The organism is Franconibacter sp. IITDAS19 (genome assembly GCF_023079515.1).
Lineage (GTDB): Bacteria > Pseudomonadota > Gammaproteobacteria > Enterobacterales > Enterobacteriaceae > Franconibacter > Franconibacter pulveris.
Genome location: NZ_JALJCP010000002.1, coordinates 353,490 through 370,205, shown reverse-complemented (window position 1 = coordinate 370,205; position 16,716 = coordinate 353,490). Strand labels below are relative to the sequence as shown.

Genomic DNA, 16,716 nt, shown 5'->3' with positions numbered 1-16,716 from the left:
AAGATGAACAAAGTGAAAGTGTTGTGCCTGACGCTTGGGATGTTTTCCTGTGCGGCCTTTGCCGCAGACGAACTGCGCTATGGCATCGAAGCCGAATACCCGCCGTTTGAAAGCCGCAACGCTGCGGGCGAGCTGGAAGGGTTTGACGTGGATCTCGGCAACGCCATCTGCAAGGCGGCCAGGCTTAAGTGCTCATGGGTGGAAACCTCATTCGACGCGCTGATCCCGGGGCTGATGTCAAAAAAGTTCGACGCCATTAACTCGGCGATGAACATTACTGACCAGCGCCGCCAGAGCATCGACTTCACCCAGCCGATTTATCGTATTCCTTCACAGCTGGTGGGGAAAGCGGGCAGCGCGCTGGACGCCACGCCGCAAGCGCTGAAAGGCAAAACCATCGGCGTGCTGCAAGGCTCCATTCAGGAGACCTACGCCAAAGAGCATTGGGAAAAGCAGGGCGTGACGGTCATCTCCTATAAAGATCAGAATATGGCGTGGGGCGATCTGGTGAACGGGCGTATCGACGCTTCGCTGGTGATGTCCGCCGCAGGCCAGGGCGGTTTCCTCAGCAAGCCGCAGGGCAAGGGCTTTGGTTTTATCGGCAAGCCGGTAGAGGATGACAAGATCCTGGGCAGCGGCATCGGCTTCGGCCTGCGCAAAGGCGACGAGGCGACGAAAAAACAGCTCGACGCCGCTATCGATAAAGTGCGCGCCGACGGCACCATCGACCAGCTTGCGAAAAAGTATTTTCCCGGCATCGACGTCAGTGTGAAATAACCTTCATAAAATTAAAAACCCCGGTTCGCTGAGCGCCGGGGTTTTTTTATCGGTGTTTCTCAAAGAGAACCCGGCCAGGCCGGGCCACCGCGAGCTATCATCATTAAATTCAGGTGTTATCCGGCGAGATTTTTATTGTGGCGCCGGACCCTCCCAGCGGGAGGAATAAAAGGCATATACAGCCGGTGCGATGACGGCGCATCACGCCGGACTGCGTCGCTGAAACTACCCTTCGGCGCTTCGTCTGGCAAGAGGAGCAGACATATTTTTTTTGAATACGTGCATGCTGCCATCGATGACGCGCAACCAGGAGGAATCGTCTGATAACGAAGCTGGTTTTCGCGTTTTATCCGGCGCTTTCCCGGCCGTCGCGCTGTCCTGAAATTCCTTTCACAATTAAGACGTTAGACTTAGCCCGTGCGGACGTTCGCTTGCCGTTTGCTGACAAATAACTTTCTGAAAAGTAAAAGAAAAATAAGTTTTCGGCTGGCTATTGGCTTCATTCTGAATTTTGTCTACAGTGTGCGGTCTGATCGCTTAACACTTGCCGTGTTCTGCCCGTGGGCAGGACAACCTGTATCGACAACTAAGGACGATTTCTCAGGCATGAACCGCAGACGTTTTATCAAAGCCTCATTCGCACTCGCCGCGGCGTGTGGCGCGCCCGGCATGGCCGGTCTCTTTTCCCGTACGGCCTGGGCGGACGAGGCCGGTATCGCCGACGGGCAGACCCGCGCGTTTGATTTCTCTGAGTTGCAGAACATGGCGAGTAGCCTTGCAAAGAACCCCTGGGGCGGGGCGCCACGACCGCTGCCGAACACGCTCGCTACGCTTACGCCGCAGGCCTATAACAGTATTCAGTACGACGCGGGTCACGCCTTGTGGAACAACATTGAAGGCCGTCAGCTCGACGTGCAGTTCTTCCACGTCGGCATGGGTTTTCGCCGCCGCGTGCGCATGTTCTCGGTCGACCCCTCCAGCCGCCAGGCGCGCGAAATTCACTTCCGGCCGGAGCTGTTTAACTATCATGACGCGGGCGTGGATACCCGCCAGCTGGAAGGGCAGACCGACCTCGGGTTCGCCGGTTTTCGCGCGTTCAAAGCGCCTGAGCTGGCGCGACGCGACGTTGTCTCTTTCCTCGGCGCAAGCTACTTCCGCGCGGTGGACAGCACTTACCAGTATGGCCTTTCCGCACGCGGCCTGGCGGTAGACACCTTCACCGACCAGCCGGAAGAGTTCCCGGATTTCACCGCTTTCTGGTTTGAAACGCCGAAAGCAGATGACACCACGTTCGTGGTTTATGCGCTGCTCGACAGCCCCAGCATCACTGGCGCTTACAAATTTACTATCCATTGTGAGTCGACCCAGGTGATGATGGAGGTGGAAAATCACCTCTTCGCCCGTAAAGACATTAAACAGCTCGGCATCGCGCCGATGACCAGCATGTTTAGCTGCGGCACCAATGAGCGCCGCATGTGCGACACCATCCATCCGCAAATTCACGACTCCGATCGTCTCGCCATGTGGCGCGGCAACGGCGAGTGGGTCTGCCGTCCGCTGAACAACCCGCAGCGTCTGCAGTTCAACGCGTTTATGGATGAGAACCCGAAAGGGTTCGGTCTGTTGCAGACCGACCATAAGTTTGAGAGTTATCAGGACATTATGGGCTGGTATAACAAGCGCCCGAGCCTGTGGGTGGAGCCGCGCAACCGCTGGGGCAAGGGCACCGTTGGGCTGATGGAGATCCCGACCACCGGCGAAACGCTGGATAATATTGTCTGCTTCTGGCAGCCGGAGAAACCGGTCAAGGCGGGAGATAAGCTTAACTTCGAATACCGTCTTTACTGGAGCGGCGACGCGCCGGTCCATACGCCGCTTGCCCGCGTCTACGCCACCCGCACGGGCATGGGCAGCTTCCCGGAAGGCTGGGCGCCGGGCGAGCATTACCCGAGCCAGTGGTCGCGCCGCATCGCCATCGACTTTATCGGCGGCAAGCTGAAAGAGTCGGCGCCGAAGGGCATCGAACCGGTGATAACACTCTCCAGCGGCGAAGCGAAGCAGGTGGAGATCCTCTACGTCGAGCCTTTCGACGGCTATCGCATCCTGTTCGACTGGTATCCGAATTCCGACTCGGTTGATCCGGTGGAAATGCGCATGTTCCTGCGCTGCCAGGGCGAGGCCATCAGCGAAACCTGGCTTTATCAGTATTTCCCGCCCGCGCCGGATAAGCGCAACTACGTCGACGATCGCCAGATGCGATAAGCTAACGACCGCCAGATGCGATGAGCTGGCGCTCGCGAGAAGCGTTAAAAAAGCCCCGGCAGCGGGGCTTTTTTTCGTCTCAGCGCAGCTTCATGCGCCTCGCCAGCGTATCGACAATAAAACTGTTCACCGACATGTTTTGCTCAGCGGCGGCCACCGCCAGACGTTCGCTAAACGAGGCAGGGTAGCGCAGCGTGAATGTTTTTAGCTTATCTTCGCGCTCAAAAGGGGCGACTGAACGCGCCTCGCAATCCGCCAGATATTCAGCGAGCGAAATTTCCCCTTGCTCCTGCAATCCCTTCAGGCTGTCGGCCATAAAATCGCAGTAGCCTGTCAGCCCCAGAAAACGGCCGCGAAACAGCCGCAGCTCGGGCTCATAGGTGATGAGCGCTGGCTGGCCCTGAATCAGCAGCGTGTTGGGCGGTAACGTAGTGGTCATGGCATAACTCCTTGTTCCTGTAGCCAGTAGCGTAAACCGAGCACCGCGCCTTTGTCCGTTGTCGGGTCGGGGTGCGGGCGATGAAAATGGGCTACCGAGTCGTTGAGCAGAAACCGCACGCGCGAGCCTCGGCCCATGCTCACTTCGCCACCGAGCGCAATGATGAGCATTTCAATATCCTGCCATTTTATCGCCGTGGAAACCGGCGAGGCGAAAACCTGACATAACGTATGGTGGTGCTTTTTCCTTAAATATTCTTTGCCATAGCCCATAGTTCCTTCCGTGGCGTCAGTTTATGAAGTCATAGTAGCGTACAAAAAAATGACGTCAATTGCTGACGTCATTTTGCGAAGAGGATTCAGATTCTAACTACAACATGGGTGCAACGATGTCAGGCCAGCGGTCCGCCGAGAATGGTTTCCCGCATGCCCGCCAGAATGCGGTCGCCGGTTTCGCTCTTTAGCTCCTCATACCAGCCAGCAGTGACGCTCATCTCTTTGCCATGCGTGACGTCGCTGCGCTTGCGCGCTTTCAGCACCAGGTCTTTTACCCGCCAGGCGCGTTTGTCCTGATAGCGCAGCAGCGCGTCCTCTATGCCAAGGGAGTTTGTCTGCAAGGCTATCGCCAGCACCACCGCGTCCTCCATCGCCGCGCAGCCGCCCTGGCCGATATCCGGCGTGGTGCTGTGCCCGGCGTCGCCGAGCAACGCCACGCGCCCGCGCACCAGTTGCATAAAGGGTTCAATATCATGGATCTCAATGCGGTTAGTGGTTTGCGGATCGATTGCGTTAATCAGCTTTTGCACCGGCGCGGCCCAGCCGGAGAAGTACCGCTTAAGATCCTCGCGCACGGTAGTGCGATCTTCCGCCAGCCCTTTGGGCAGCGGCACGTCGAAAAAGAAATAGAAACGGTTGCCCGCCACCGGCATCAGCGAAACGCGTTTGCCCTCGCCGACAAACGTGGTCCACTGGTTCGCCGGCGCAATGGATTCATCAATCTCCACCAGCCCGTTCCAGTTAACGTAACCGGCATAGCGACGCTCCGTTTGATGGCCCAGCACCCAGGGGCGAATCACGGAATGGGTGCCGTCAGCGGCGATCAGCAGGTCGCCTTCGGCGATATGTCCGTCGCTAAAAAAGGCGCGAACGCCGCCGGGCGTCTCTTCAATATGCGTTACGCGTTTGCCAAACTGCACCGCGTCGCGACCATAGGCGGCGAGCAGCATATCCTGCAATTCCGCCCGCGCCACGGGGTAGGGGCGCTCGCCCACGCTTTTCACTAAAGGATCAAGACTAAAGCGCGTCAGCGTCTGGCCCTGGCGGAACTCCTGATAAGCCATAAACTCCATCGGTCCGCCGAGGGCGGCTAAAGGTTCTTTCATGCCTAGCCAGTTAAGACACTTTACGCCATTCGGCCAGATGGATATGGCGGCGCCAACGGGTTTTATCTCCTTTACCGCCTCGTAAACTTCGGTGCTGATGCCGCAACGCTTGAGCGCTATCGCCGCGCTAAGGCCGCCTATGCCGCCGCCAATAATGATCGCTTTCATTCTTCGTCTCCTTCGTGGTTACGAAAACGTTAAGCAATTTCTATACCAGCCAGCCGCAGCCATAAGCGGGCGCAATAGCGGCGCAAAGGTGTCGGCGCTGCGCCAGTTTGGTGAGCGAGCCTGGTGCAGTTGCCGCTTTTTACAGCAAACCATAAATTCTGGTGGTGTTGCTGCTCGCCAGGCTATGTTAACTATCAGGTTTATTCGCACGCATTCAGGAGCGCTCCCTTGCAGGACATCCCAAACTGGCAGGATGAGGTAATCATCGTAAACGACCATCTTAAGCTTCATTCCGTGAACGAGGCGTTTTCCGAAGCGCTGTATGACCTGGTAGTGCGCAATAAAGCCGCGCTGCAAAAAGCGATGGACTGGCCAAAGCAGGTGAAATCGGCGGAAGACACCCGCAAAACGCTCCAGGGCAACTATCTTTTGCACCACCGCGGCTATGCGAAAATGTTCATGATTCTGCAGCAGGATCGCTTGATAGGCGTGCTGTCGTTTAACCAGATAGAGCCTTCCAACAAAACGGCTTACATTGGTTACTGGCTGGATGAGGCCTGGCAGGGAAAAGGGCTGCTGTCACAGGCGCTACAGGCGTTTATCGCCCGTTATGCGGATTCGGGCGAGGTGCGGCGCTTCGTTATAAAATGCCGCGTCGCCAATGAGGCGAGCAACCGCGTGGCCCTGCGCAACGGCTTCCGGCTGGAGGGCACGCTGAAAGAGGCGGAATACCTCAACGGCCAGTTTTACGATCAGAACATCTATGCTCTGATCGTCGACAAGCGGCGCTAGAGCGCGCCCAGCATCGGGGTGCGGGTAATATGCTGGTCGCCGTTGAGGGTTCTGCGCCCCCGCAGATGCAGCGGGTCGCCGTTGTAAGCCTCGACGACGGCGTTATCAAAAACCTGCACGCCATCTTCAATCAGCACGTTGCCTTTGATTTGCGCGTTACCGAAAATGCGCGCGCCGTCGTCCAGCATCAGCGGGCCGCCTGAGAGGCGGGCGTGGTCAAAAACTTCCACATGGTGCTTAAGCACGCAGTTGCCTTCCACGACGGCATGCCCGTAAACCTGCGCGCTGTAGCGAAGCGTCGGCACATCCTCTTCGCCTTTTCCCGCCACGATGCGGGCGTTGCCGTAAACCTGCGCGCAGTCGCATACCCAGACATCATTCTCTTCGTTGCCTTCCAGCATGGCGTTTTCATACACCTCCGCCCGATGCTCAACAAAGGCGTAGCTGAGCAGCGCATGGCCATAGATTTGCGCCTGATGCACCACCCGGGAAGCGTTGACCGTGGCGTGCCCGTAGATATGCAATTGTTGCTCGCGATCGGGCGTCAACCCTTTCGCCGCCAGCACCAGGCTGCCGTTCATCACCCGCGCTTCGCCGAAGATGTGGCATTCGCCCCGCACCTGGGAGCGTTGCACCATGGCGTTGCCGCTGACGTGGGCGTGGTCGCTTATTTGCGCGTGGTCAATCCAGGCGTTATCGCTGATTTTAGCGCCGTCGCGAATATCGCAGGGCTGCGTGAGGCGCGCGTTGCCGCTGACTCTGGCGCCGCCAAACACCACGCTGTTTTCATCGTAGATCCAGCAGTCGCCCTGCTGGCTGAGGCTGGCGTCATCCTCCACCCAGCCGCCAGGCGCGCCGGCTTTAACATCGGCAAAGTCGCGCAGGGCGCGGATCTGGCGCAGATCAACGCTCTTTTTCTCGCCCCCTTCAGACCAGGTAAACTTACGTATTTCGTGGCCCAGCTCATATTTGCTCATGGTTCCGCTTTCCTCATCACGCTCTGCAATAAACGTAGCAGAGTTTTTAGCGCTGGCGGCGCGCTGCCCGCTTCCTTAAAATGCAGATCAAATACATCTTAGAAACGACGCAGGAACCCTCGTAATGACTATTCGCGACGAAAATTATTTCACTGAAAAATATGGCCTGACCGCCACCCATTCAGAAGTGCTGAACGCCGTGCGCTATGTGCAGCCGGGCAAAACGCTCGATCTCGGCTGCGGCAACGGGCGCAACAGTCTCTATCTGGCGGCGCGCGGCTTTGACGTGACCGCATGGGACAAAAACCCGATGAGCATTGCGAATCTGCAACGCATTATTGAAGCGGAATCTCTGGCTAACCTGAAGGCGGATATCGCCGACCTGAACGCCATGACCTTTGACGGCGACTATGACTTTATCCTTTCTACCGTGGTGCTGATGTTTCTGGCGCCCGCCACCATTCCACGTCTGATAGAAAATATGCAGCGTTGCACGAAACCGGGCGGATATAACCTGATTGTGGCGGCGATGAATACTGAAGATTACCCCTGTAATGTCGGGTTTCCTTTCGCGTTTAGTGAAGGGGAATTAAAAAACTATTACGCCGGTTGGGAACTGATTAAATATAACGAGAACCCGGGCGAGCTTCATAAAACGGATGAAAATGGCAACCGCATTAAACTGCGTTTCGCCACGCTTCTTGCCAGAAAAGCATAATGACAGGGCGGGCAAGTCCTTGCGTGCCCGCCATATTTATTGTTTTTGTGAATGTATTATTTTAATTTATTAATTAAATAAATCTGGCTGCATTGAAAGTATTCAGTTAGCCTGCATTTATCAGTAAATCGCATTATTACGCCGTAATCCCGCCGCGCTTTTGCTATAACGTCCCGGTTAATTCGTCATAACAGGGAACAAAAAATGCGTAATAAATGTTTTATTAAGGCGACATTGCTTTCTTCGCTGCTGGTTCTGGCTGGCTGCGCGTCAAAAGTGGCTGAGCCTGAAAACTATTCCGGTTTTTTAAAAGATTACTCCAGCCTGCAGGAAACGAAATCGGCGACCGGCAAACCGGTGCTTCGCTGGGTGGACCCTGCCTTTAACAGCGCCAGTTACGACAGCATTGTGTATAACCCCGTGACCTTCTACCCCGAAGCGCGCCCGACAACCCAGGTGGGGCAGCAGGTGCTGGATGGGTTGCTCAATTACACCAACAATAAGCTGAAAACCGCCGCGCAGCAGCGCAAACCGCTGGTGACAACACCGGGGCCGCGCAGCCTTATCTTCCGCGGCGCCATCACCGGCGTGGACAGCAGCAAAGAAGGGCTTCAGTTCTATGAAGTGGTGCCGGTGGCGCTGTTGGTGGCGGGCACGCAGATGGCGACCGGGCACCGCACCATGGATACACATCTCTATTTTGAAGGCGAACTGATTGACGCGGCCACCAACAAGCCGGTGGTGAAAGTCGTGCGCAAGGGCGAAGGCGAAACGCTCAACAATGAAAAAACGCCGATGACCCTGGCAACGCTTAAGCAGGTGGTGGACGACATGGCCGCCGACGCCGCCCTGTTTGATACAAAAAGCGGCGACAGCAAATAAAATAAAAGGGAGCCGCGGCTCCCTTTTTCATACCTGTTTCTCTTGTTTTAACGCCGGGCCACGGCGTGTCGTTGCCAGCACCGCGTAGCTTATTCCGCCCGCCATCAGCCCCCAGAATGCCGAGCCGACGCCCAGCAGCGTCACGCCGCTCGCGGTCACCAGAAAGGTAATAATCGCCGCGTCGCGCTCGTTTTCTCTCACCAGCGCCTGGTGCAGGCTGCCGCTGATGGTGCCAAGCAGCGCCAGCCCGGCAAGCGTCTGTATCCAGGGCAGCGGCAATGCGGCAAGCAGTGAGGTGATTGAAGCGCCGCACAGGCCCGCCAGCAGGTAAAAAACGCCCGCTGCCGCCGCCGCGAGCCAGCGCCTGTGGACATCCGGATGGGCGTCGGGGCTCTGGCAGATAGCGGCGGTAATGGCGGCGATGCAGATGGAAAAGACGCCGAAGGGCGACAGCAGCATCGCCAGCCCGCCGGTCATCGCCATAAGCGGCGAGACAGGTAAGCGGTAGCCCGCCGCCTGCATGGTCGCAAGCCCCGGCGCGTTTTGTGACGCCATGGTCACCAGGAAAAAGGGCAGACCAATGCCGGTCAGTGAAGCGAATGTAAATTCAGGCGCGGTAAAGGCGGGCGCCGCCACGCTGAAGTGCAACGCGGCGCTATCTACTTCGCCGCCAAGCCAGGAAACCGCGAGCCCCGCCAGCAGCGCAGCCACAATGGCATAGCGCGGCATCAGCGCTTTCGCCGCGAGCCACACGGCCAGCATGCTGCCACACAGCCAGAAATGATCTTCCATCGCGCTGAAGGCCTGCAGCCCAAAGCGCAGCAGAATGCCGGCCAGCATCGCGGCGGCAAGCGAGGGCGGGATAATTTTCATAAGCCGTGCAAATAACCCCGTCACGCCGCAAAGCACAATCAGCAGATTGGCGAAGAGAAAGACGCCCACCGCCTCATTCAGCGTGCTGCCCTGCAGGCTGGTGGCAAGCAGCGCCGCGCCGGGCGTAGACCAGGCCGTCAGCACCGGCGCGCGATACCAAAGGCTCAGGGCAAGCGTGCTGACGCCCATGCCGATACCGAGCGCCGTCATCCAGCCCGCAATCTGCGCGATGTTCGCGCCCGCCGCCGCCGCGGCCTGCCAGATAATAGCGGCGGAACTGGCGTAACCGACCAGCACCGCCACGAATCCCGCCAGTACGGTGGGAAGAGGAAGAGAAAACTGACGCATGAAAGCTCCGCTGTGCGTTATAACGTCCATGCAGAATAACATTGTGCGTTATAACGCACAAGCTGGACTGACTTTCAGCAGCTACGCGTCGCCAGGCGTTTATTTGCAAAAAACAGGCGGAGCGGGAAATAAATCGCAGGGCAAACGGCAATATTACTCGGATAACGTTTTTTGGTTACGGCGGAATTATCGTCAGGCTTATTCAGTTGAATACTAATAATAAGACGGGCAATCCCTTGCCGGGGTTTATTTACGCTCCTGGGGCGGATCGTTTGGCGGAGGCGTTGTTTTACCCGCTTTTTGCCCCGCATCGACCGATCTTTCATGGGTATTTTTGTAGCCAACGCCATCTTTATTGCCGCGCCGCCCGCCAGCGTGCAGCGGCACAGGTGCGTACCCGGCAGAGTTTTCTGAACGGATTCTGTTCTCAGTCATACCAACCTCCTGAGAGTCATCGCTTCATTGCATAAACGCGCCGCGAAGTAAAAGTAATTGCGCGCGCATGAGTAACTAACTATAGCAGTCGAATTATCATGCGTAAGAATAATAGCCCGCCGCCTTAAGCGGCAGAGGGAATAATTTCCCTGAAGCGTCTGTAAGGTAAAAATATATTTTTTTCGCCATTGTTTTTGCGCCAAAAGATTTACGTTTATTGACTGGCCAGTAAAAGACGTGGCGGGGTAAACGACACGTGAAAAAGGGCGGCACGGCGGCGAGGGTTGCCAGCGGGCTGGAAGCAGACTGCGGCGCAGTGGTATCGTTAACGCCTCATCAACCCGCCCTGGAAGCCAGCCACCTTATGGATATCGCCACTTATCTTGCCGCCACGCTGAAAACCCTGCGCCTGAGCCGTAGCCTGAGCCTGACGCAGGCGGCGGAACTCACCGGCGTTTCAAAAGCGATGCTCGGGCAGATTGAGCGCAACGAGTCGAGCCCGACGGTGGCGACGCTTTGGAAAATCGCCACTGGCTTCAACGTGCCGTTTTCGCTCTTTATCGCGCCGCCCGCCGCGCACGCGCCCACCGCCTACGATCCGCAGCAGCAGGCGATGATCGTCACGCCGCTCTTTCCCTGGGATGAAGCGCTGCGCTTTGAGCTCTTCGCCATCACGCTTGCGCCGGGCGCCGTCAGCGAATCCACGCCGCACGAAAGCGGGGTGATTGAGCACGTGGTGGTGATAGAAGGCGAACTGGAGATGCAAACCCAGGGGCGCTGGCAACGCCTTGCCGCTGGCGAAGGGCTGCGGTTTCGGGGCGATGAGCCGCACGCTTACCGCAACGCCAGCGCGCTGCCGGTGCGCTTTCACTCGCTCATCCATTACGTGAAAACGGCATAAAAAAAACCGCAAGCAAGCTTGCGGCAAGTGACAACGACAAACTACAACGACTAGCGATACTGAGGTGAACAATCAGGAATACCGCCTCAGCATACCCACCGCACTTTCCCGCAGGAAATAACAAATCCGCCCATGCTTTGCCGCCCTGTGCAATAGCCCGTAAAGCCAGGCGGCGAAACTATTTCTGATCTGCCGGGGTTCTGACTACAATAGCCGCCTTTCCATGACCAATAATGAACAAAATTTATGCGCCTGCAATCTCATCATCTCGAACTGCTCAGCCCCGCCCGTGACGCCAGCATCGCCCGTGAGGCCATTCTGCACGGCGCAGACGCGGTCTATATCGGCGGCCCCGGCTTTGGCGCGCGCCATAACGCCAGCAACAGCCTGAAGGATATCGCCGAGCTGGTGCCGTTCGCCCATCGCTTCGGCGCGAAAGTGTTTGTCACGCTGAACACGATTCTGCATGACAACGAGCTGGAGCCCGCGCAAAAGCTGATTACCGATCTCTACCAGACCGGCGTGGATGCGCTGATTGTGCAGGATATGGGCATTCTGGAGCTGGATATTCCGCCGATTGAGCTGCACGCCAGCACCCAGTGCGATATCCGCACGCCGGAAAAGGCGAAGTTCCTTGCCGATGCCGGTTTTACGCAGATTGTTCTGGCGCGCGAGCTTAACCTGAACCAGATTCAGGCTATCCACGACGCGGCTGACGCGACTATCGAATTCTTTATCCACGGCGCGCTGTGCGTCGCGTATTCCGGCCAGTGCTATATTTCTCACGCGCAAACCGGGCGCAGCGCCAACCGCGGTGACTGCTCCCAGGCTTGCCGTCTGCCTTATACGCTGAAAGACGATCAGGGCCGCGTGGTGGCATATGAAAAACATCTGCTGTCGATGAAAGACAACGACCAGACCGCGAACCTGGCGGCCCTTATCGACGCGGGCGTGCGTTCCTTCAAAATTGAAGGGCGCTACAAAGACATGAGCTATGTGAAGAACATCACTGCCCACTACCGCCAGATGCTGGATGCAATTATTGAAGACCGCGGCGATCTGGCGCGCGCTTCTGCAGGCAACACCGCGCACTATTTTGTGCCTTCTACCGAAAAAACGTTCCATCGCGGCAGCACCGATTACTTCGTCAACGCCCGTAAAATCGATATCGGCGCGTTCGATACGCCGACGTTTGTCGGCCTGCCGGTGGGCGACGTGCTGAAGGTGGGTAAAGATCATCTGGACGTGGAAACGACGGAGCCGCTGGCGAACGGCGATGGCCTGAACGTGATGATCAAACGCGAAGTGGTGGGTTTTCGCGTGAACGTGGCGGAGAAAACCGGGGAAAACCGCTACCGCGTCTTCCCGAACGAGATGCCGGAGGCGCTGAAAACCCTGCGTCCGCCTCATCGTCTGAACCGCAACCTGGACCACAACTGGCAGCAGGCGCTGCTAAAAACCTCCAGCGAGCGTCGCGTGGGGGTGGATATCGAGCTGGGCGGCTGGCAAGAGCAGCTTATCCTGACCGTCACCAGTGAAGATGGCGTGAGCGTAACCCGCACGCTGGAAGGGCAGTTCGACGTGGCGAACAACGCCGAGAAAGCAATGGCGAACCTCAAAGAGGGGCTGGCGAAACTCGGACAGACTATCTATTACGCCCGAAATATCACTGTTTCGCTGCCGGGCGCGCTGTTTGTGCCAAACAGCCTGCTGAACCCGCTGCGCCGCGAAGCGATGGACGCGCTGGACGACGCGCGTCTGGCGAATTACCAGCGCGGGCGCCGTAAGCCGGTTTCCGTACCGCCGCCAGTTTACCCGGAAACGCACCTGACGTTCCTTTCTAACGTGTACAATCAGAAAGCGCGCGATTTCTACCAGCGTTACGGCGTGCAGCTTATCGACGCCGCCTACGAGGCGCATGAAGAGAAAGGCGACGTGCCGGTGATGATCACCAAACACTGTCTGCGTTTTGCCTTCAACCTCTGCCCGAAACAGGCGAAGGGCAATATCAAGAGCTGGAAGGCGACGCCGATGCAGCTGGTGCATGGCGACGAAGTGCTGACGCTGAAGTTCGACTGCAAACCGTGTGAAATGCACGTGGTCGGCAAAATTAAAAATCATATCCTGAAAATGCCGCAGCCCGGCAGCGTGGTGGCATCCATCAGCCCTGACGAGCTGCTGAAAACCCTGCCCAAGCGTAAAAACGCCTGACGAAAAAGCCCGCGAAAGCGGGCTTTTTTATTGCGCGTGGCGGCCAGGCTTGCGTGAGCTGAACCAGCCGTGATGCTCGCGCAGGGTATCGGCAGATTCCTGCGCGGCGGCGCGAATTTCATCGCTGTCTGCTTCATGGCGCAACTGCGAGTCGGGGTTCTTCACATTTAAGAATTCATGTGCGCCCGCGTGGGCGGCATATTGTCCGGAAAAGAGCGCGCCGCAAAGCAGCAGAGCGCTTAACGCCTTCTTTAGCATTTCTTTGTGTCCCTTTCTAATCAGCGGTGCACGCACTATCGCAATAATAACGTCTGGTTATTATTGCGAATTTAAAAGCGATGAAAAGGCGTGTCAGGAATGCAAAGTTTCCACGGCAATCGTCTTTGTTGCATGCGGGTTTAACCGCGCTGTGCTTAGTGCGCCACGGAGCGGGAGAAGAGGTTTATCACCAGCACGCCCGCAATAATCAGCGCCATGCCGATAATTGCCGGCCAGTCCAGCTTTTGCCCAAGCAGCAGCCAGCTCACCACGCCAATCAGCACAATGCCGACGCCTGACCAGATGGCATAAATGACGCCGGTCGGCAGCGTGCGCATGGGAAAAGTCAGGCAGTAGAACGACAGCGCGTAAAAGACCACGGTGGCGATGCTCGGCAGCAGTTTCGTGAAGCTGTCGGAGAGCTTAAGGCAGGTGGTGGCGATAACTTCGCAAATAATAGCGACGCCGAGCAGTAAATAATGCATTTCACAGGCTCCGTTGTAAAAAAGAGTGGAAAGGATAGCGGAGGGGGCGGGAGAGGGGCAAGGCAAGAGACCCTGGCTGCATCAGGTGAAAACGTTGTTCTTACGCTTATTTTCCCACCTGAATCGGTAAGTTGTTGTAGCGGGGCATCTGCAGTAGGCTTTGGCAAAACAAAAACTGGGGTCGCTACCGTGGCAAAGCTGAACATTTTCTTTTCTGAAAAAACAACGCTGGCGCAAGAGGATGGTTTATACCTTGTGCCAGATAACGCTATCTCCGGCTACGCCAGACCCTGGAACGATTTTGGTCATGAAGTGCTGTTTGGGCTCTATTACAAAAAGCAGGCGTACCAGGAGCGGGTGGGCATGACGAAAATTCTGCACAGGGATAATCCCGTTACCGCAGAGTATTTTCGCAGCGGTCGCATGCAGGCGGATTCAGTCTGGAATATCACGTCGCTTATGTCGTCAGACAACGTAGTCTCGCTTGGCACAAAAATCGATTTTTATAAAAACATTAATTACCTGAGAACGCATTACGCTATTTCTGCGACGCAGGTTCTGCAATCGCTCTGCGACGCCAGCTTTTTAAAAGAGAGAGGAATTCAGGGCTGGCAACAGTGGAATGGTTACGAATTAGCGCTCATGCGCAATACCACCACCGCTGAGGCGCTGCTGGAAAAAGGGATGGATATCGCGCAGGGTATCGATAGCGGCCCCGCGGACATAACATTAAGCGGGATGCATTTACCTGCGTCGTTTGACTGTATTGAGTTCGTTTTTGCCAGAAACTTCAGCATTAACCGCAGCAATATTAATGTGCTGATTGGCAAAAACGGCCTGGGTAAAACCCGTATCTTGCAGGAAGTCATTGATAGCGCGACGGGACTAAAGCCCACGCCTGAAGTGAAAGGAAAGTTTCTGAAGGTGGTGGTGGCGGCATACAGCCCTTTCGAGGAGTTTTATACGCAACAGCAGTATATTGACTTAAAAGATAATGCTGCCGGCGATGTGCAGGATTCCAATGAGGATAAACTCAAACGCCAGAAAGAGATGCTGGACTCCTATACGTACATCGGCTTTAAAAATCCGCAGGGGCAGTTTGATAAAACCTGGCCGATGCAGCAAGCGGCGGCAGCGCTAAAAACGATTCTTGACTACGACGCCGTTAATAAACGCTGGAACCGACCCTCGCGCTTCAAACTCCTTACCGACACACTTGGCCTTGCGCTGAAATTTGACGATATCGCGTTTATCTCTGCCGAAGAGAGTCTGGTTTCTGTTCATCAAGAGAGTATCGATTTTTCAAAAATAGATCTGACGGCCGGGTTGGTTTTTTTACGCAACGGCGAAGCGATTAAACTCAGCGCAGGGCAACGTATTTACACTTACCTCATCCCGCCGCTGATTGCGGAAATCGTTGACGAAACGCTGGTGGTGCTGGATGAGCCAGAGCTTTACCTGCATCCTGAGCTTGAGATCGGGCTCATCAATATGCTCAAGTCGTTGTTGAACGAAACGCGCTCTTACGCGCTGATTGCCACGCATTCCGCGCTGATGGTACGGGAAACGCACAGCAACAGGGTAACGATATTGCAGCAGGGGCAAAAAGAAGAGGATGGTAAGTCCGCGACCCGCGCCGTGAAACCGCAAAGCGAAACCTTTGCCGCGTCGCTGGAAAAGATTATTGGCGAGGCGTTCAACGACTATTACCAGAAAAAGCCGTTTGAAGACGAGATTGATAAAAAGGTAGCCGCCTACGGTTCGCTGGACGAAGCGATTGCGGAACTTTATCAAGAGGTGGGATCTTCAGGCCAACTCTATTTATTATCTAAACGCAGCGACACACCGTGGAAACTGAAAGATAACGATGAAGAATCTCACTGAACTGCGCACAAGTAGCGGCAGCGACTGGTTAACGCTGGCGATTGAATCAGATAAAGAGGAACGCGCAAAGCTCAAGGCTATTGAGCAGCAGTTACTCACGCGTTATGGCGACTACAAGGGCATAATAGATAACTTCGATAAGCAACCGGCGAAAAGTATCTATCTCCAGGCTAACGGCGAGTTCACCGCCGAGAAAAAACTATTAATGGATTTTTATAAGTGGCCGCCCGCTAAGCTTAAAGCCATATTTTATGATTTACGCAATAAAAACAAAATGAGGGAGTGCCCATACTGTGGCAACCCTGTCAGACCAAATACCCTGGACCATTTTGTTCCTGAGTCACACTGGCCGGAATTTGCGCTTTATCCGGATAATCTGGTGCCGCAGTGTCAACAGTGCGCCAGCAAGAAAAGCAATCGCTATTATATGCTGCCCGATAAGGGCTGCTTCTTTATTCACCCCAAGTTTGTCGACGAGTTATCCCGGTTAGGTTTTAAAATTGAGATGACGGCCAATAGCGATGCTATCGCCTACACACCCTCGATTAACATTAGTGGCGCGGTGACAGATAAATTAAAAGAGAGGATAAAGCGCCATATTACCGCCCTGGATATCCCGGCTTATATGGTGGCCTACTGCCAAAAGCAAGAGCGTGAGTTACTCGATATGATAGAGCAGGCGAACAGTAAAAAAATGCACTTCAGCGTGCAAGAGCATTGCCAGCGTCAGTACAATACGCAACGGCTAATAGCAGGCTTGTCGCTTGATGAAAACCCTGAATTTTACCCTAACTGGGCCTGTGCCTATTATTATGCATTGCTGGCTTCGCCTGTGATAATCAACGACTACCAGAAGCTGCTGAAGGCGACGCGCAATCCCCCCGTTACGAGCGCGGCTGTCGCTTCAAGCGTGCTCTTTCCCTGA

The 16,716-nt window shown here is 55.8% G+C and carries 16 protein-coding genes and 1 pseudogene; 9 read left to right on the top strand and 8 right to left on the bottom strand.

Features of this window, described 5'->3' with window-relative positions:
• Positions 1 to 3: 3 nt before the first annotated feature.
• Both MT962_RS07615 and MT962_RS07610 read left to right on the top strand, forming a co-directional pair.
• Positions 4 to 777, top strand: a complete 774-nt coding sequence (locus tag MT962_RS07615; protein ID WP_024557518.1) for an ABC transporter substrate-binding protein — start codon at positions 4 to 6, stop codon at positions 775 to 777.
• 606 nt (positions 778 to 1,383) lie between these two features.
• Positions 1,384 to 3,039, top strand: a complete 1,656-nt coding sequence (locus tag MT962_RS07610; RefSeq protein ID WP_024557519.1) for a glucan biosynthesis protein — start codon at positions 1,384 to 1,386, stop codon at positions 3,037 to 3,039.
• A 79-nt stretch (positions 3,040 to 3,118) separates the two neighbouring features.
• Here the strand turns inward: MT962_RS07610 and MT962_RS07605 are convergent, their stop codons facing one another.
• The 3 genes from MT962_RS07605 to hpxO all read right to left on the bottom strand — a co-directional run bounded on the left by MT962_RS07605 (position 3,119) and on the right by hpxO (position 5,027).
• Positions 3,119 to 3,478, bottom strand: coding sequence for a type II toxin-antitoxin system HicB family antitoxin (locus MT962_RS07605; RefSeq protein WP_024557520.1), 360 nt, complete (start codon positions 3,476 to 3,478; stop codon positions 3,119 to 3,121).
• A complete protein-coding gene (locus MT962_RS07600; RefSeq protein ID WP_024557521.1) occupies positions 3,475 to 3,750 on the bottom strand; it encodes a type II toxin-antitoxin system HicA family toxin in 276 nt (91 codons plus the stop codon). Before MT962_RS07600 ends, MT962_RS07605 begins: the two co-directional genes overlap by 4 nt.
• Before the next feature lie 119 nt (positions 3,751 to 3,869).
• Positions 3,870 to 5,027: an FAD-dependent urate hydroxylase HpxO gene (gene hpxO, locus MT962_RS07595; protein ID WP_048887509.1), complete on the bottom strand. Its 1,158-nt coding sequence runs from the start codon at positions 5,025 to 5,027 to the stop codon at positions 3,870 to 3,872.
• A 237-nt stretch (positions 5,028 to 5,264) separates the two neighbouring features.
• Here hpxO and rimL point away from each other — a divergent pair, with 237 nt between their 5' ends.
• On the top strand, positions 5,265 to 5,819 hold the full coding sequence (gene rimL, locus MT962_RS07590) for a 50S ribosomal protein L7/L12-serine acetyltransferase (RefSeq protein ID WP_024557523.1): 555 nt from the start codon (positions 5,265 to 5,267) through the stop codon (positions 5,817 to 5,819).
• Here rimL and ydcK read toward each other — a convergent pair.
• Positions 5,816 to 6,796, bottom strand: a complete 981-nt coding sequence (gene ydcK / locus MT962_RS07585) for a YdcK family protein (protein WP_188723563.1) — start codon at positions 6,794 to 6,796, stop codon at positions 5,816 to 5,818. The two genes, rimL and ydcK, sit on opposite strands and share 4 nt — an antisense overlap.
• A 124-nt stretch (positions 6,797 to 6,920) precedes the next feature.
• Between ydcK and tehB the strand changes: the two genes are divergently transcribed.
• Together tehB and MT962_RS07575 are read left to right on the top strand one after the other, a co-directional pair.
• The gene (gene tehB / locus MT962_RS07580; RefSeq protein WP_024557525.1) at positions 6,921 to 7,514 is read left to right on the top strand and encodes a tellurite resistance methyltransferase TehB; all 594 of its coding nucleotides are present in this window, start codon (positions 6,921 to 6,923) and stop codon (positions 7,512 to 7,514) included.
• Positions 7,515 to 7,718: 204 nt separating this feature from the next.
• The gene (locus MT962_RS07575) at positions 7,719 to 8,396 is read left to right on the top strand and encodes a DUF3313 domain-containing protein (RefSeq protein WP_024557526.1); all 678 of its coding nucleotides are present in this window, start codon (positions 7,719 to 7,721) and stop codon (positions 8,394 to 8,396) included.
• Between the two features lie 27 nt (positions 8,397 to 8,423).
• Here MT962_RS07575 and MT962_RS07570 read toward each other — a convergent pair whose 3' ends face one another.
• Together MT962_RS07570 and MT962_RS07565 are read right to left on the bottom strand one after the other, a co-directional pair.
• The gene (locus tag MT962_RS07570; RefSeq protein WP_281732650.1) at positions 8,424 to 9,647 is read right to left on the bottom strand and encodes a benzoate/H(+) symporter BenE family transporter; all 1,224 of its coding nucleotides are present in this window, start codon (positions 9,645 to 9,647) and stop codon (positions 8,424 to 8,426) included.
• Between the two features lie 216 nt (positions 9,648 to 9,863).
• Positions 9,864 to 10,052: a hypothetical protein gene (locus MT962_RS07565; protein ID WP_024560771.1), complete on the bottom strand. Its 189-nt coding sequence runs from the start codon at positions 10,050 to 10,052 to the stop codon at positions 9,864 to 9,866.
• Positions 10,053 to 10,416: 364 nt separating this feature from the next.
• Here MT962_RS07565 and MT962_RS07560 point away from each other — a divergent pair.
• Together MT962_RS07560 and MT962_RS07555 are read left to right on the top strand one after the other, a co-directional pair.
• Positions 10,417 to 11,004, top strand: a pseudogene (locus MT962_RS07560) (XRE family transcriptional regulator); the annotation flags it as partial.
• A gap of 195 nt (positions 11,005 to 11,199) precedes the next feature.
• Positions 11,200 to 13,164: a U32 family peptidase gene (locus MT962_RS07555; protein WP_048887513.1), complete on the top strand. Its 1,965-nt coding sequence runs from the start codon at positions 11,200 to 11,202 to the stop codon at positions 13,162 to 13,164.
• A gap of 27 nt (positions 13,165 to 13,191) precedes the next feature.
• Here MT962_RS07555 and MT962_RS07550 read toward each other — a convergent pair whose 3' ends face one another.
• Positions 13,192 to 13,422, bottom strand: coding sequence for a DUF2554 family protein (locus MT962_RS07550; protein WP_024560773.1), 231 nt, complete (start codon positions 13,420 to 13,422; stop codon positions 13,192 to 13,194).
• 155 nt (positions 13,423 to 13,577) lie between these two features.
• The gene (locus MT962_RS07545) at positions 13,578 to 13,907 is read right to left on the bottom strand and encodes an SMR family transporter (protein ID WP_024560774.1); all 330 of its coding nucleotides are present in this window, start codon (positions 13,905 to 13,907) and stop codon (positions 13,578 to 13,580) included.
• Positions 13,908 to 14,096: 189 nt separating this feature from the next.
• On the opposite strand from MT962_RS07545, the gene MT962_RS07540 reads away from it, so the two are divergent.
• Entirely contained in the window at positions 14,097 to 15,791 is a 1,695-nt protein-coding gene (locus MT962_RS07540) for an AAA family ATPase (protein ID WP_247365310.1), read from the top strand.
• Positions 15,775 to 16,716 carry an HNH endonuclease signature motif containing protein gene (locus tag MT962_RS07535; RefSeq protein WP_024557533.1) on the top strand — a complete coding sequence of 314 codons (942 nt, stop codon included), beginning with the start codon at positions 15,775 to 15,777 and terminating at the stop codon, positions 16,714 to 16,716. The genes MT962_RS07540 and MT962_RS07535 overlap by 17 nt, the downstream gene beginning before the upstream one ends.

Coding starts and splice junctions, on each gene's coding strand:
- MT962_RS07615 (WP_024557518.1), top strand. CDS start 4: ATGAACAAAGTGAAAGTGTTGTGCCTGACGCTTGGGATGTTTTCCTGT.
- MT962_RS07610 (WP_024557519.1), top strand. CDS start 1,384: ATGAACCGCAGACGTTTTATCAAAGCCTCATTCGCACTCGCCGCGGCG.
- MT962_RS07605 (WP_024557520.1), bottom strand. CDS start 3,478: ATGACCACTACGTTACCGCCCAACACGCTGCTGATTCAGGGCCAGCCA.
- MT962_RS07600 (WP_024557521.1), bottom strand. CDS start 3,750: ATGGGCTATGGCAAAGAATATTTAAGGAAAAAGCACCACCATACGTTA.
- hpxO (WP_048887509.1), bottom strand. CDS start 5,027: ATGAAAGCGATCATTATTGGCGGCGGCATAGGCGGCCTTAGCGCGGCG.
- ydcK (WP_188723563.1), bottom strand. CDS start 6,796: ATGAGCAAATATGAGCTGGGCCACGAAATACGTAAGTTTACCTGGTCT.
- tehB (WP_024557525.1), top strand. CDS start 6,921: ATGACTATTCGCGACGAAAATTATTTCACTGAAAAATATGGCCTGACC.
- MT962_RS07575 (WP_024557526.1), top strand. CDS start 7,719: ATGCGTAATAAATGTTTTATTAAGGCGACATTGCTTTCTTCGCTGCTG.
- MT962_RS07570 (WP_281732650.1), bottom strand. CDS start 9,647: ATGGACGTTATAACGCACAGCGGAGCTTTCATGCGTCAGTTTTCTCTT.
- MT962_RS07565 (WP_024560771.1), bottom strand. CDS start 10,052: ATGACTGAGAACAGAATCCGTTCAGAAAACTCTGCCGGGTACGCACCT.
- MT962_RS07555 (WP_048887513.1), top strand. CDS start 11,200: ATGCGCCTGCAATCTCATCATCTCGAACTGCTCAGCCCCGCCCGTGAC.
- MT962_RS07550 (WP_024560773.1), bottom strand. CDS start 13,422: ATGCTAAAGAAGGCGTTAAGCGCTCTGCTGCTTTGCGGCGCGCTCTTT.
- MT962_RS07545 (WP_024560774.1), bottom strand. CDS start 13,907: ATGCATTATTTACTGCTCGGCGTCGCTATTATTTGCGAAGTTATCGCC.
- MT962_RS07535 (WP_024557533.1), top strand. CDS start 15,775: ATGAAGAATCTCACTGAACTGCGCACAAGTAGCGGCAGCGACTGGTTA.